Genomic DNA, 13,648 nt, shown 5'->3' with positions numbered 1-13,648 from the left:
CAGGCGGGACGGTGCATTCCGGTCGCACACGTCGTGATCGCACACGCTGTGATCGAACTGGGCCATGGGGCGAACCGCGGCCTCCCTTTCCTGCAGCCGGACCGGAGGAGGATGTTCCCGATCCCGGATGGGTGATAGATACACCTTCGTTTAGGAGGGTGGGCGGGACAAAATTGCGGGCCGCACCACAATGTTGCGGATTGTCCAACCCTGTGTCGCCAAGGTCACGCTGGTATGGCGGAGGTGCCACCAACCCGTGGCTTGGCCGCGAGTCGGTCGTATATCAGTCCTGAGGCTCAAGCGTTGCCATTGTGCAACGCTCTAGTCCATGTCCCCTCCGTCACACCGAGTCGGCCAGCCGGAAAAGGGTGCTGCCGCTGACCGGATCGGCCTCCACCAGCACCACCTTGACCGGGCTGCTGAGGCGGTACGTACGACCCGTACGCTGTCCGGTCAGAGCGTGTGCGGCCTCGTCATGCTCGTACCTGTCGTCGGGCAGGCTGCTGGCGGGGACCAGCCCGTCGGCTCCGCTCTCGTCCAGCCGCACGAACAGCCCGAAGCGGCTGACGCCGGAGATGCGCCCGCTGAAGCGTTCCCCTACCCGGTCGGCCAGGAAGGCGGCGGTGTAGCGGTCCACCGCGTCGCGTTCCGCGGCGGCAGCGCGGCGTTCGGTGCCGGACAGATGCTCGCCGATCTCCGTCAGCCTGCCCAGCGTCTCGTCATCCAGCCCGCCGACGCCCAGCCCCAGCGTGCGGATCAGCGCGCGGTGGACGATCAGGTCGGCATAGCGGCGGATCGGCGAGGTGAAATGGGCATAGCGGTGCAACGCCAGACCGAAATGGCCGATGTTGTCGGGGCTGTAGGCGGCCTGGGCCTGGGCGCGCAGGATGATCTCGCTGACCAGCGGCGCGTGCGAGGTGCCCTCCACCTTGCGCAGGATGCGGGTTAAATGGTCCGGTGTCAGGTCGGCGCTCTTGGCCAGCGGATGGCCGATCCCGGCCAGGAAGCCGCGTAGCGCCTCCATCTTCTCCATCGAAGGGCGGTCGTGGATGCGGTAGAGGCCGGGCATGGTGCGCCGTTCCAGCACCTCCGCCGCCGCGACGTTGGCGGCGATCATGAATTCCTCGATCAGCCGGTGGCTGTCGTGGCGTCCGCGCCGGGCGATCTCGGCGACCCGGCCGCGCTCGTCGATATGTACCCGGCGTTCCGGCAGGTCGAGTTCCAGCGTGCCGCGCTTGGCGCGGGCGGCGGCGAGCCGGGCATAGGCGTCGAACAGCGGGGCGATGACGGCGTCGGCCAGCGGCGCCGTCGCCTCGTCCGGCCTGCCGTCGTGGCAGTCCTGCACCTGTTCATAGGTCAGCCGCGCCGCCGACCGCATGAGGCCGCGGACCAAGCGATGCCGGATCAGCACGCCGTCGCGGTCGACCCACAGGTGGAAGGCCAGACAGGCGCGGTCCTCCCCCGGCCGCAGCGAGCACAGCCCGTTCGACAATGCCTCCGGCAGCATCGGTACGACGCGGTCGGGGAAATACACGGAGTTGCCGCGCTCGTAGGCCGCGCGGTCCAGCGCCGATCCGGGGCGCACGTAATAGGACACGTCGGCGATGGCGACGATCAGGTGCCAGCCTTCCGGGTTCTCAGGGTCGCCGTCCCGCTTCGCCCACACGGCATCGTCGAAGTCGCGGGCGTCGGCGCCGTCGATGGTCACCAGCGGGATGTCGCGCAGATCCTCCCGCTGCATCAGCGCCGGCACCGCCGCCAGTTCCGCCTCGCGCAGGGCGGCATGCGGGAACACGGTGGGAATGCCGTGTGCGTGGATGGCGATCAGGCTGAAGGCGCGCGGCTCGTCGGTGGAGCCCAGCCGTTCAACCACGCGGGCCTGCGGCTGGCCGGCGCGCCCGGCTGGCAGGATGTCGGCGAAGACGAGATCGCTGGGTTCGGCATCGCCGCGGTTGGGCGGCAACACCAGGAACTCGGTCTTGTGGCGACGGTCGGTCGGGTGGATGCGTCCGCCATCGGCGCTCGGCCGGTAGACGCCAAGGATGCGGCCCTCGCGTTCGCCGTCTATGCGGCGGATGACACGTGCCTCGTAAAGACGGTCGTTGATGCGGGCGAGTTTCGCCAGCAGCGTGTCGCCGACGGCCAGCGGCTTGTCCTCCCCCCGCGATTTCCTTTCCGGCAGCAGGAAGATGCGCGGCGGATTGCCTTCGCCGGTCCAGGTCAGCGGTCGGGCCGACAACTCGCCGTCCGTATCGACGCCGGTGACCAGCAGAACCGCAACGGCAGGCAGGGACTGCGGCGGGGCCATGCGCTTGTTGCGTCCGCGCTCCACCGTGCCCTCCGCCTCCAGTTCGCGCAGCAGGTCCTTCAGCATCTCGCGGTCGGCTGATCCGGACAGCTTGAAGGCGCGGGCGATCTCGCGCTTGCCGACGGGGGTGGTGCTGGACCGGATGAAGGCGAGGATGGTGTCCTTGCTGGGAAAATGGCTGTCGGTCACTGGGCGGGGAGTCCGTCGGTTCTCGTCATGGAGTTCGCTATATAGGGATCAATCCGAGCCAGGAGTCGTCGACCAGGGACGACCGGCCATCGCACGGATGGCGTCGCTGCGTTCCAGCGCCTCGCGGAAACCGGCGAGCGGGAAGCGGACCTCCGTCTTCTCCCCCGCCGGCGACTGGCCGACGATGGAGACCTCCGGCGCCGGGGCGATCTTCTCCACCATCCTGCGGTTGATGTCGGGATCGCTCACCGCGCAGGTGTTGGTCTCGAACCGGAAGGGCTTGCAGGGGGAATCGGGCTTGAACACCGCCCGGTCGGCCCAGACCCGCACCAGCTTGTCCAGGTCCAGCGAGTCGGCGGACACGCGGAAACGCAGCCCCTCGCGCCAGCGGTCGGTCGAGCGCAGCCAGACCAGCCGGGCGGTGCGGTCGTTGATGCCGCGGGTGGACAGCTCACACTCCACCTGCCTCGTGCCGGACCAGAGCTGACAGTAGAGCTTCCAGCTCTTGAAGGCTTCGTCAAATTCCCGGAAGGGCCTGTCGTCCGCCGCGGTCGCCCGAGCGGCACCAGCGGAGAGAACGATCAGCATCGCCAGGGCGAGGATCAGGCGCTGTCCGTGGCGGAGGGCGGGCATGGGAAGGTTACTCCCGCCGCTCGGCCCGCCGCCGCAGCAGATGATCCGCCAGTACGCAGGCCATCATCGCCTCGCCCACCGGGACGGCGCGGATGCCGACGCAGGGGTCGTGGCGGCCCTTGGTCAGGATGTCGGTATCATTGCCGGCGGTGTCCACCGTCTGGCGCGGCGTCAGGATCGAACTGGTCGGCTTCACCGCGAAGCGCACGACGATGTCTTGCCCGGTGGAGATGCCGCCCAGGATGCCGCCGGCGTGGTTGGTCAGGAACTGTGGCTGGCCGTCCGGCCCCATGCGCATCTCGTCGGCGTTGTCTTCGCCGGTCAGTTCGGCGGCGGCGAAGCCATTGCCGATCTCGACCCCCTTCACCGCGTTGATCGTCATCATCGCGCAGGCAAGGTCGCTGTCCAGCTTGTCGTAGAGCGGGTCGCCCAACCCCACCGGCACACCCGACGCCACCAGTTCGACCACCGCGCCGACCGACGAACCGCTCTTGCGGATGCCGTCGAGATAGTCGGCCCACTGGGTGGCGGCGACCGGGTCGGGGCAGAAGAAGGGGTTGTTGTCGATTTCCGCCCAGTCCCAGCGGCTGCGGTCGATCTTGTGCGGACCGATCTGCACCAGGGCGCCGCGCACCTGGATGGCGGAGCCCAGCACCTTGCGTGCCACCGCCCCGGCGGCGACCCGGCAGGCGGTTTCCCGTGCCGAGGAGCGGCCACCGCCGCGATAATCGCGGATGCCGTATTTCTGCCAGTAGGTGTAGTCGGCATGGCCGGGGCGGAATTTGCCGGCGATGTCGCTGTAGTCCTTGGAGCGCTGGTCGGTGTTCTCGATCAGCAGGGAGATCGGGGTGCCGGTCGTCTTGTCCTCGAACACGCCGGACAGGATCTTCACCTGATCGGGTTCCTGGCGCTGGGTGGTGTAGCGCGACTGGCCGGGCCGGCGCTTGTCCATCCAGGGCTGGATGTCCGTTTCCGCCACGAGGTCGATCAGCGACGGGCAGCCGTCCACGACGACGCCGATGGCCGGACCGTGGCTCTCGCCCCAGGTGGTGAAGCGGAAAAGCGTGCCGAAGCTGTTGCCGGCCATGGTGACATCCTCCCGAAACGAACCCGCGCCTGAAAGTTCACAGCTGTGAAGCAGTGTACCGAGTTTTCACCGATGGTGAAAATGCGCGCGTTTCTTGCGGCCTTTCGGCGGCAAGGTCAAGGAAGCGATGAGCCGATTTTCAAGGGGAGTTTTTAAAAGGGAGGAATGGTGCTGCCAGAGAGGATTGAACTCTCGACCTCTCCCTTACCAAGGGAGTGCTCTACCACTGAGCTACGGCAGCGCCAGATGCGGACGTCCGATGACAGGATCGGAGGAATGGTGCTGCCAGAGAGGATTGAACTCTCGACCTCTCCCTTACCAAGGGAGTGCTCTACCACTGAGCTACGGCAGCCCCGATAACCGATCATCGCCGGGGCGACGCGTCCGGGTGAGGCGTTCAGGCTTGACCGCCCCCCGAAGTGGCGCGGGTTATGCCACAGGCCTTTTGGGGATGCAAGCGCTTAAAATCACCTCGTCGCTCACTTTTTTCCGTGCCCGGAACGAGCCCCCCGATCAGGTTCCAATCACGCCTGCGTCGCGGCGGGCGGAAGCACCGCTTCGGCGCGGAAATCGGGCACGATGGTGCCGAGGATCGACAGAACCCGCTCGCCGTCGCCGGCCCGTGCCGTCACCTCCAATTCACCGACCGCGCGGTTGATCAGCGCATAGTCGATCAGCCGAGGGGAGGCGAGGAAGACGCCGTCGGCCTCGGTGCGGCTCGGCGCCTCCGCAGCGGTCAGGATTTCCTCGAACAGCTTCTCGCCGGGGCGCAGGCCGGTATAGGCGATCTCGATGTCGACGCCTGGGCGATAGCCGGCCAGCCGGATCATCTGGCGGGCGAGGTCGGCGATCTTCACCGGCTCGCCCATGTCCAGCACCAGGATCTTGCCACGGTCCTCGGCACGGGTGGCGCCGTGGGCGGACGCCTGCAGTACCAGCTCCACCGCCTCGCGCACCGTCATGAAATAGCGGCGCATATCGGGGTGGGTGACGGTCAGCGGGCCGCCCTTCGCCAGCTGCCGGGTGAACAGCGGCACCACCGAGCCCGACGACCCCAGCACGTTGCCGAAGCGCACGGTCATGTAGCGGGTGGCATGCTCCGTCCCATCGCGAGGCGGCAGAACGTCGAGCGCCTGGCAATAGGTCTCGGCGAAGCGCTTGGCCGCCCCCATCACGCTGGTCGGGCGGATCGCCTTATCGGTGGAGATCAGCACCATGGCGAGGCAGCCGGCGGCACGCGCCGCATCGGCGACGTTGCGGGTACCGACGACGTTGGTCAGCACGCCCTCGCACGGGTTGGCCTCCACCAGCGGCACATGCTTCAGCGCCGCGGCGTGGAAGACCAGGGCGGGGCGCTCCTCCTGGAACAGGCGCATGATGCGGTCGCGGTCGCGCACGTCGGCGATGACCGGTCGGGGGTCGAGGCCGGGGAACTTCTCCCGCACCTCCATCTCGATGCTGTAGAGGTTGAACTCCCCGGCATCGAGCAGGATCAGCCGTTCCGGTCCCAGTGCCGCGATCTGGCGGACCAGCTCGCTGCCGATGGTGCCGCCGGCGCCGGTGACGATCACACGCCGGCCGCCGACCAGCCCGGACATGGCGCCTCGGTCCAGCACCGCCTGCGGCCGGCCCAGCAGATCCTCCAGCGCGATCGGCCGAACCTCCACCCCCTTGCCTTCGCCGAGCGCCGATTTGAATTCGGTCAGGCTGGGCAGGCGGGAGAGGACCAGGCCAAGCGCCTCCGCCCGGTCGAGCAGGCTGCGCAGGGTCGATCCCTTCAGTTCGGCATCGCCCTTGGTGACGATCAGCCGCTGCGGCCGTTCGCGCTTGCGGTCCAGCGCCTGGACCACCTGCTCAAGGTCGTCGGGACCGCCCAGCACCGGCACGCCGCGCACGGCATGGCCGACCCGCCGGCCCTTGTCGTCCAGGATGCCGACGACGCGATAGGCCGACTGGCCCGGCTGGTCGAGCGAGCGGATGAACAGCTCCGCCGCGTCACCGACGCCCAGCAGCAGGACGGGGATGCGCGGCACGCCTTCCACCGCCTCGGCCCAGCTGAAACGGCGGTCCTTCAGGAAGCGGTAGGCGAAGCGCGGCCCGCCGAGCAGAAGCATCTGCACCAGCCACAGAATCGGCGGCAGCGACCGCGGCAGAAGCTCCGCACGGGTCAGCAGGAACATCGCCAGGACGAAGCACAGGACCGCCACCGTGACGGCGCGGACCACCTGCATCAGGTCGGGGATGGAGGCGTAACGCCAGATGCCGCGATAAAGCCCGAACAGCAGGAAGACGGCCGCCGAAACGCCGACCAGCACCGGTAGCGCAATGGTCAGGGCGTCGGAATACAGACCGAAGGCGGAACCGCCCACCCGCAGGTACAGGGCAACGACCAGGGCGACCCCGGTCATGACCAGATCGTGCAGGAACACCAGGGATGCCCGTGCGGACGGGATACGCATGCCGCTAAACCTTGTTCATTCGTTCGGCTTGTTTCGCCGTCGCGATCAGCCGCGGGAAGCTTTGAACCATTCCGCGGTGGCGCGCAACCCGGACGCAAGGTCATGCGGCGGGCGCCAGCCGAGCCTTTCGCGGATGGGACCGTCATCCACCGTCAGCGTCCCTGCCAGCCGATCGAACACCGCGCGCATGCCGGTCAGCGCCGCGCCCAGGGCCATCAGGCTGCGCGGCACCGGGATCAGCCGCGCCGGCCGGCCCAGTGCTGCGGCGATGGCGCGCACCAGATCAGCGGTCGACAGAGGTTCCCCATCCTGGACCAGAAGGGTTTGGCCGGCGGCATCGGGATGCTCCAGCACCGTCACAACGGCGTCGGCGAGGTTGCCGACATAGATCAGGCTGCGCCGGTTGTGGATGCCACCCAGCGGCAGCGGGAGGCCGGTCGCCACCAGCCTCACCAGGGCGCGCATGTTGCCGGCCGCACCGGGGCCGTAGACCAACGGCGGGCGGATCACCGCCACCTCCATGCCGGTGCGGGCGGAGATCGCCGCCAGCGCCCGTTCGGCCTCCAACTTGGAGACGCCGTAGGGGCTGTGGGGATTGGGAACCGTCGCCTCGTCCAGCGGGGTGGGGCGGCTTTCGTCCACCATCGCCTTGATGCTGCTGAGGAAGACGAAGCGCTTCACTCCGGCGGCGGCCGCCTGCTCCGCCAACCGGATCGTGCCGGCGGTGTTGACGCGGCGGAACTCCGCCAGCGGGTCGTCGGCTTTGTCGCGCATCACATGGACGCGGGCCGCCATGTGGATGACTGCGTCGACGCCGGCCAACGCCGTGGTCCAGTCGGTGTCCGGGCCGATGTCGCCGACCACCGCCGGCTCCCACGGGCCTTCCTTGGCGCCGCGCAGGGCGGCACGCACCAGATGTCCGTGGGCGGCCAGCAGCGGGACGGTGTGGCGGCCGACGAAGCCGGTGGCACCGGTCAGGAGAACGCGCATGTGCAGGGTGGCCCGGTTTGAATTCGTATGAGGGAGAGCACCATGCCTTAGTATCCGGTTTGGCCAGGTGGCGCCACGGCGTAAAGCCCCCAAAGCCCCAAGACCCTTTTCCAGCTTTCGGTCGGGTGTAGGAATGGCTATAAGCTGGAGAGGGACGCGTGAATAAGGACGCTACCAAGACATGTCACACATCGTCGACGGTGCAAATGATCGGCACAGCCGGATCATCATCGTCAGCTTTAATTGCGCAGACTTCGTCAATCGCGTCATTGGCTGTCTGCTCGACCAGACCGATCCCGCCTTCGAGGTGGTGATCGTCGACAATGCCTCTAAGGACGTCGACGGCATCGCCTTGCCTGCCGATCCGCGCTTCAGCATGGTCCGGATGGACAGCAATGTCGGATTCGCCAAGGCCAACAACATCGGTGCCGCCGGCGCCACCGTCCCCTGGATCGTCACGCTGAACCCCGATGCCTTTCCGCGCCGCGACTGGATGGAGCGGCTGCAGGCCGCCGCCCACGCGCAGCCCGACGTGGCGATGTTCGGCTCGACCCAGCTCTTCTCGCACGACCCCCGCATGATCGACGGCGAGGGGGACCAGTATTCCATCTTCGGCTTCGCCTGGCGGGTCAATTACCGCCGCATGCTGAAGCCGCCCTATTACAGCGGCGCGGTCTTCTCGCCCTGTGCCGCCGCCGCCATGTACCGGCGCGATTATTTCGAGGCAGTCGGCGGTTTCGACGAGGATTTCTTCTGTTATTGCGAGGATGTCGACCTCGGCTTCCGCATCCGTCTCAGCGGCGGACCGGCGGTTCAGGTCGGCGACGCTGTGGTGGAGCATGTCAGCAGCGGCGTGTCCAAGCAGTACGGCACCTTCGCCCAGTATCACGGTGTCCGCAATCTGGTGTGGACGATGGTGAAGAACATGCCGCTGCCGCTGCTGCCCCTGGCCTTCGCCGGCCATTCGCTGCTGGTCGTCTATCTGGTGTTCCGCAGCCTGGGCAGCGGGCGTACCGGCGCCATCGGCCGCGGCATCCGGGACGCGCTGTGCGGTCTGCCGGGCATGATCGCCAAGCGCCGGACGATCCAGCGGGACCGCAAGGCAACGCTGGGGGAGGTCGCCGGCATGATCGCCTGGAACCCGCTGCTGCTGAAGACGCGCGGCCGGCCGGGCTGTTCGCTGTCGCGCCGTTCAGACCAGCCGCCATCCGTGGGTGTTGAAAAAGCGTAGGGCGGAGCGGGCGAACATGCGGATGTGCGCGCTGCCCTTGCGCGCCGCCTTGCCGCCGAAATGCACCATGCGCACGTCCGGCACATAGGCGATCTCGCCCAGCGCCATCGCCCGGCGCGATAGGTCGAAATCCTCGAAATAGAGGAAATAGCCGTCATCGAAGCCGCTCAGCCGGGTCAGCGTGTCGCGCCGGAACAGCATGAAGGCGCCGCTGACCTGCTCCAATCCGGTGACGACGGCATCGCGGGTGACGTCGCGCATCTCGTAGCGGTCGAGCCGCCGGGCGAACAGCCGCTTGACAGCAGCGGGGGCGAAGGCGCGCAGACCCAGGTCCAGCACGGTCGGTCGCCGCTTGCACAGGAACTCCTGCTCTCCCGACGGACCGAACACCTTGGGCGTCAGCAGCACGGTGCGCGGGTGTGCCTCCATATAGCGCCAGCCGGCCAGCAGCGCGTCCGGTTCCAGCAGGATGTCGTAGTTCAGGATCAGGTGATAGGGCGCGTCGCCCCGCCGGATCGCCAGATTGTGCCCGGCACCATAGCCGACATTGCCATGCCCGGTGATCAGCGTCACCGGCGGCCGGCCGGCCTCCGCATAACGGTTCAGCAGCGCCCGGAACGGGTTGGCCGCCGCATCGCCGCCCTCCGGTGCACCATTGTCGACGATCCACAGCCGCGTCTGCACACCGGTTCCTTCCGCCAGCCGGTCAGCGGCAGCGCCAATGGTGTCGAGTGAGCGGGCCAGAAGCTCCGGATCAGGGTGATAGAGGACGACGGACAGGTCCAGAAACGCGGAGGTCATCGGGATCAGGCCTTCGACATGCGCGTGAGCGTCGCCAGCAGCAGCACGACGGCGATTGCACCCGGCGCCAGTGTCCAGGCGCCGAAAATGCCGGCGGCCAAAGCTGCGACAATGAGGACGAGGCTGTAGCCGATGATGGTCAGCACCACACGGTCATGCCGGCCGACGCCCTTGGCGGCCTTTTGATAGAAATGTTCGCGGTGCGCCTGCCAGATCTTCTCGCCGCGCAGCAGCCGGCGCAGCAGCGTGATGGTGGCGTCGGTCAGGTAATAGGCGGGCAGGATCAGTGCCGCCGCCCAATCGCCGCGGGCCGCCAGCGAGGCCAGCAGGAAGGCCAGGATATGGCCCAGCGGGATGCTGCCGACATCGCCCATGAACATGCGGGCCGGCCGCCAGTTGTGGGTCAGGAATCCCGCCGCCGCTCCGGCCAGCGCCGCCCCGGCGACTCCGGTCAGCCCGAAATCGCCCATCACCAGCGACACCAGCGCCACGCCGCCGCCGATCAGGATCGTCTCGCTGCCGGCCAGCCCGTCGATCCCGTCCATGAAATTGTAAAGGTTGACGAACCACAGCCACAGGAAAGCCGTCGCCGCCCGGTCCACCCCCCAGGGCAGCCAGCCCTGCCAGACCAGCTGGTCCGCCGGCAGCGCCAGCAGCCCGAACGCAACCGCCAGCGCCTGCACCATCAGCCGCAGCAGCGGCGACAGGGTACGGCGGTCGTCCATCCATGACACCCCCATCAGCGCCATGGTGCCCAGCAGCACCGTGCCCGTCTCCAGCGGCCGGCCGAAAGCGATTCCGGTGATGGCGAAGACCGGCACCACCGTCAGCATCACCGCCCATCCGCCGCCGCGCGGGGTGGGTGCCTGATGGCTCGACCGCTCGTTCGGGATGTCCATGATGCTGCTGGCGAGCAGATAGCGCAGCACCCGCGTCGACAGGTACCAGCCGACGGCCAGACACAGCAGGAAGACGGCGATCAGCGCGGACGAATAGGCGGTGGAGTTCATAGTGACTCGGGGTGGTGGAGGGGAGGGGTAGGTCAGAGCTTGTGATAGCCCTTGTACCACTCCACGAAGCGCGGCAGGCCGATCTCGATCGGGGTCTTCGGTTCGAAGCCCAGCACCTGACGGCTCAGTTCGATGTCGGCGGCGGTCTCCGGCACGTCGCCGGCCTGCATCGGCTCCATCACCTTCACCGCCTCGCGTCCCATCGCCTGTTCCAGCACGCCGATGAAGCGCATCAGCTCCTCGCACCGGTTGTTGCCGAGGTTGAACACGCGGTGCGGGGCACCGGTCCCGGCATCGACCGGGGCGGGGCGGTCGAGGGCGGCCAGCACGCCGGCGACGATGTCGTCGATATAGGTGAAGTCGCGCTTCATCAGGCCGCCGTTGAAGACGCGGATCGGCCGGCCGGCGGTGATGGCGTCGGCGAACAGCCAGGTCGCCATGTCCGGACGGCTCCACGGGCCGTAGACGGTGAAGAAGCGCAGGCCGGTCATCGGCATCTGGTAGAGATGGCTGTAGGTGAAGGCCAGCATCTCCGCCGCCTTCTTGGTGGCGGCATAGACCGACACCGGGCTGTCGACGCGATCCTCCACCGAAAAGGGCATCTTGCGGTTGGCGCCATAGACCGACGAGGTCGAGGCGTAGACGAAATGCCGCAAGCCCGGCATGCGCCGTGCCGCCTCCAGCAGAGTCACCTGTCCGGTGACGTTGGCGTCGACATAGGCATAGGGATTCTCGATGGAGTAGCGCACGCCCGGCTGGGCCGCCAGATGGACCACGCCGGTCACGTCGGCGAACTGGGGCCACAGCCCCTCCACCGTCTTCCGGTCGGAGATGTCGGCCCTGATGAAGCGGAAGCCGGAGCGGCCGGTCAGCCGGGCCAGCCGCGCCTCCTTCAGCGCCACCGCGTAATAGTCGTTCAGGTTGTCGAGGCCGAGCACGCTTTCCCCGCGGTCGAGCAAGGCCGCCGCGACATGCGATCCGATGAAGCCGGCGGCCCCGGTGACGAGGATGGTCATGGTCCGACACCCTTATGACTATGGTCCGTCGGTCTTATGCCCCACCGGCGGCCGGTGCGCCAGCCTCCATCCGCGAGTATCTTGTGACCGGTTCGCACGCTTGACAGCCGATCCGCCCTGCCGGTCTACTGCGCGACCGCGACACATCAGGACCGATGGGACCATCGATGCCCCCGAAGAAGAATCCGCTGAACCTGAACCCGCTGCAGCTGCGCACCCTGACCCTGCTGCAGGAGATCGCCCGGTTGGAGAACAAGCCGGCCGAGGACGAGGAGGGTGGCTTCCAGATCACCGCCCTGCCGCATGCCCATGGCAACCACTTCCACCTCGGCCATGCCGTGGTCGCCGCCAAGGATGCCACCGGCCTGCAGAACGACGCCGTCTGGACCATCCTGGAGCGCAAGGGCATCGTGAAGCGCACTCCCGGCGCCGCGATCCTGACCGCCACCGGCGTCGAGTACGACACCGGCCTGCGCGACCAGATCCTTCATCATTCCGACCACTGAGGCCGGCCATCGAGGCCAGCTGCGGAGCCGCGCCGATGGACGACACCGCCGAGACGTTGACCCCGCCGTTGACCCCGCCGCTGGCCCCGGTGAAGCAGAAGCCGTCGGCCCGCGACGAGCGCCTCGCCGCCCGCCTGCGCGAGAATCTGCGCAAGCGCAAGGAGCAGGCACGGCAGCGGGGGGAATAGTCCCTCTCCCGACCCGGGAGAGGGGCCTCTCGTTCAGAGCAAATCCTTCCTGAACCAGATCTGCTTGTGCCCCGGCGGATAGCCCTCCATCTCCGCCCACACGTCATAGCCAAGCTTCGGATAGAAACCCGGCGCCTGGAAGTCGTAGGTGTAGAGCCGCGACCAGCGGCAGCCGCGCGTCCTGGCCTCCGCCTCCGCTGCGGCCATCAGCCGGCCGCCGAGGCCGCTGCCGCGGGTGGAGTCGTCGACCCACAGCAGGTCGACATACAGCCAATCCCAGTTGGTGTAGCCGACCAGCCCACCCTTCAGCGTGCCGTCCGCATCGCGGGCGACCACCACAAGGTCGCGGCGGTCGTAGGCACGGCCGAGCGAGGCCTCGTTGTAGGCGCGCAAGCCGTCGAAGACACGGGCCAGATCGGTCGGGGCGGGGGTGTCCGTCACGGACAGGGTGAAGCGCTGCATCGTCTGGTTCATGGGGGCGAAGCTTAGCCGCCGCGGCGCCGAAGACCAGCGCCGTGATAAAGAACCGTCCATGCGCCACAAGCGGCCCGGCTTTTCTTGAGCCTCGCCGCGCGCTCGGCTACAAACCAGCCTTCACGACCCCTCCATCCAATCGATACGCCAAGGAGTACCCCCGCGATGGGCATCATGCCGGACAGCTGGATCCGCGAGATGGCCGAGACCAAGGGCATGATCGAGCCCTTCGTCGAGACCCAGAAGCGCGAAGGCGTGATTTCCTACGGCGTGTCGTCCTACGGCTACGACGCCCGGGTCGCCGACGAATTCAAGATCTTCACCAACGTCGACAACGCCATCGTCGACCCGAAGCGCTTCGACGATTCGAGCTTCGTCGACCGCAAGACCGACGTCTGCATCATCCCGCCCAACAGCTTCGCGCTGGCGCGCACGGTGGAGTATTTCCGCATCCCGCGCGATGTTCTGGTCATCTGCCTGGGCAAGAGCACCTATGCCCGCTGCGGCCTGATCGTGAACGTCACGCCGCTGGAGCCGGAGTGGGAGGGCCATGTCACGCTGGAAATCTCCAACACCACCCCGCTGCCCGCCAAGGTCTATGCGAACGAGGGGCTGTGCCAGTTCCTGTTCCTGAAGGGCGACAGCGTGTGCGAGGTGTCCTACGCCGACAAGTCCGGCAAATACATGGGGCAGAAGGGCGTCACGCTGCCCCGGCTCTGAGTCCCCCTCATCTGAACGCCTTCTGAAGCGCATCCG

General features: G+C 67.6%; 13 protein-coding genes and 2 tRNA genes. 4 read left to right on the top strand and 11 right to left on the bottom strand.

Annotation, left to right across the window (positions count from 1 at the left end; translation table 11 throughout):
- Positions 1-340: 340 nt before the first annotated feature.
- The 7 genes from rnr to J2848_RS07125 form a co-directional block, all read right to left on the bottom strand.
- On the bottom strand, positions 341-2,497 hold the full coding sequence (rnr, locus tag J2848_RS07155; RefSeq protein ID WP_149229834.1) for a ribonuclease R: 2,157 nt from the start codon (positions 2,495-2,497) through the stop codon (positions 341-343).
- Between the two features lie 48 nt (positions 2,498-2,545).
- Complete coding sequence (locus J2848_RS07150; protein ID WP_149229835.1) at positions 2,546-3,130, bottom strand: invasion associated locus B family protein; 585 nt, start codon at positions 3,128-3,130, stop codon at positions 2,546-2,548.
- A 7-nt stretch (positions 3,131-3,137) separates the two neighbouring features.
- Positions 3,138-4,217, bottom strand: coding sequence for a chorismate synthase (gene aroC / locus J2848_RS07145; RefSeq protein ID WP_149229836.1), 1,080 nt, complete (start codon positions 4,215-4,217; stop codon positions 3,138-3,140).
- A 166-nt stretch (positions 4,218-4,383) separates the two neighbouring features.
- Positions 4,384-4,458 (bottom strand) — tRNA-Thr (locus tag J2848_RS07140).
- Positions 4,459-4,494: 36 nt separating this feature from the next.
- A tRNA-Thr gene (locus tag J2848_RS07135) sits at positions 4,495-4,569 on the bottom strand.
- Positions 4,570-4,741: 172 nt separating this feature from the next.
- The gene (locus J2848_RS07130) at positions 4,742-6,676 is read right to left on the bottom strand and encodes a polysaccharide biosynthesis protein (protein ID WP_149229837.1); all 1,935 of its coding nucleotides are present in this window, start codon (positions 6,674-6,676) and stop codon (positions 4,742-4,744) included.
- 45 nt (positions 6,677-6,721) lie between these two features.
- A complete protein-coding gene (locus J2848_RS07125; RefSeq protein ID WP_149229838.1) occupies positions 6,722-7,666 on the bottom strand; it encodes a UDP-glucose 4-epimerase family protein in 945 nt (314 codons plus the stop codon).
- Positions 7,667-7,847: 181 nt separating this feature from the next.
- Here J2848_RS07125 and J2848_RS07120 point away from each other — a divergent pair, with 181 nt between their 5' ends.
- Positions 7,848-8,897 (top strand): glycosyltransferase family 2 protein, encoded by a 1,050-nt coding sequence (locus J2848_RS07120; protein ID WP_149229839.1) that lies wholly within the window; start codon positions 7,848-7,850, stop codon positions 8,895-8,897.
- Here J2848_RS07120 and J2848_RS07115 read toward each other — a convergent pair.
- From J2848_RS07115 to J2848_RS07105, 3 genes are read right to left on the bottom strand one after another with little or no spacing between them, the layout of a single operon-like run.
- Entirely contained in the window at positions 8,859-9,698 is an 840-nt protein-coding gene (locus J2848_RS07115; protein WP_149229840.1) for a glycosyltransferase, read from the bottom strand. The genes J2848_RS07120 and J2848_RS07115 overlap by 39 nt on opposite strands.
- Before the next feature lie 5 nt (positions 9,699-9,703).
- Positions 9,704-10,708, bottom strand: a complete 1,005-nt coding sequence (locus J2848_RS07110; protein WP_149229841.1) for an MraY family glycosyltransferase — start codon at positions 10,706-10,708, stop codon at positions 9,704-9,706.
- 32 nt (positions 10,709-10,740) lie between these two features.
- Positions 10,741-11,724 carry an NAD-dependent epimerase/dehydratase family protein gene (locus J2848_RS07105; protein WP_149229842.1) on the bottom strand — a complete coding sequence of 328 codons (984 nt, stop codon included), beginning with the start codon at positions 11,722-11,724 and terminating at the stop codon, positions 10,741-10,743.
- A 167-nt stretch (positions 11,725-11,891) separates the two neighbouring features.
- Here J2848_RS07105 and J2848_RS07100 point away from each other — a divergent pair, with 167 nt between their 5' ends.
- Together J2848_RS07100 and J2848_RS07095 are read left to right on the top strand one after the other, a co-directional pair.
- Entirely contained in the window at positions 11,892-12,230 is a 339-nt protein-coding gene (locus J2848_RS07100) for a hypothetical protein (protein ID WP_149229843.1), read from the top strand.
- 35 nt (positions 12,231-12,265) lie between these two features.
- On the top strand, positions 12,266-12,418 hold the full coding sequence (locus J2848_RS07095; RefSeq protein ID WP_170306946.1) for a hypothetical protein: 153 nt from the start codon (positions 12,266-12,268) through the stop codon (positions 12,416-12,418).
- A 33-nt stretch (positions 12,419-12,451) separates the two neighbouring features.
- On the opposite strand, the gene J2848_RS07090 is transcribed toward J2848_RS07095, so the two are convergent.
- The gene (locus J2848_RS07090) at positions 12,452-12,892 is read right to left on the bottom strand and encodes a GNAT family N-acetyltransferase (RefSeq protein ID WP_246193671.1); all 441 of its coding nucleotides are present in this window, start codon (positions 12,890-12,892) and stop codon (positions 12,452-12,454) included.
- 165 nt (positions 12,893-13,057) lie between these two features.
- Between J2848_RS07090 and dcd the strand changes: the two genes are divergently transcribed.
- Complete coding sequence (gene dcd, locus J2848_RS07085) at positions 13,058-13,612, top strand: dCTP deaminase (RefSeq protein ID WP_014248468.1); 555 nt, start codon at positions 13,058-13,060, stop codon at positions 13,610-13,612.
- Positions 13,613-13,648: the final 36 nt, after the last annotated feature.

Origin of the sequence: Azospirillum lipoferum (assembly GCF_024170005.1) — a bacterium.
Lineage (GTDB): Bacteria > Pseudomonadota > Alphaproteobacteria > Azospirillales > Azospirillaceae > Azospirillum > Azospirillum lipoferum.
Note: the sequence above shows the minus strand (reverse complement) of the source record. Positions and strands in the feature narration are given on the sequence as shown.

Bases quoted from the DNA above. Each gene is read 5' to 3' on its own strand.
- J2848_RS07150 (WP_149229835.1), bottom strand. From the start codon at position 3,130: ATGCCCGCCCTCCGCCACGGACAGCGCCTGATCCTCGCCCTGGCGATG.
- aroC (WP_149229836.1), bottom strand. From the start codon at position 4,217: ATGGCCGGCAACAGCTTCGGCACGCTTTTCCGCTTCACCACCTGGGGC.
- J2848_RS07130 (WP_149229837.1), bottom strand. From the start codon at position 6,676: ATGCGTATCCCGTCCGCACGGGCATCCCTGGTGTTCCTGCACGATCTG.
- J2848_RS07125 (WP_149229838.1), bottom strand. From the start codon at position 7,666: ATGCGCGTTCTCCTGACCGGTGCCACCGGCTTCGTCGGCCGCCACACC.
- J2848_RS07120 (WP_149229839.1), top strand. From the start codon at position 7,848: ATGTCACACATCGTCGACGGTGCAAATGATCGGCACAGCCGGATCATC.
- J2848_RS07115 (WP_149229840.1), bottom strand. From the start codon at position 9,698: ATGACCTCCGCGTTTCTGGACCTGTCCGTCGTCCTCTATCACCCTGAT.
- J2848_RS07110 (WP_149229841.1), bottom strand. From the start codon at position 10,708: ATGAACTCCACCGCCTATTCGTCCGCGCTGATCGCCGTCTTCCTGCTG.
- J2848_RS07105 (WP_149229842.1), bottom strand. From the start codon at position 11,724: ATGACCATCCTCGTCACCGGGGCCGCCGGCTTCATCGGATCGCATGTC.
- J2848_RS07100 (WP_149229843.1), top strand. From the start codon at position 11,892: ATGCCCCCGAAGAAGAATCCGCTGAACCTGAACCCGCTGCAGCTGCGC.
- J2848_RS07095 (WP_170306946.1), top strand. From the start codon at position 12,266: ATGGACGACACCGCCGAGACGTTGACCCCGCCGTTGACCCCGCCGCTG.
- J2848_RS07090 (WP_246193671.1), bottom strand. From the start codon at position 12,892: ATGAACCAGACGATGCAGCGCTTCACCCTGTCCGTGACGGACACCCCC.
- dcd (WP_014248468.1), top strand. From the start codon at position 13,058: ATGGGCATCATGCCGGACAGCTGGATCCGCGAGATGGCCGAGACCAAG.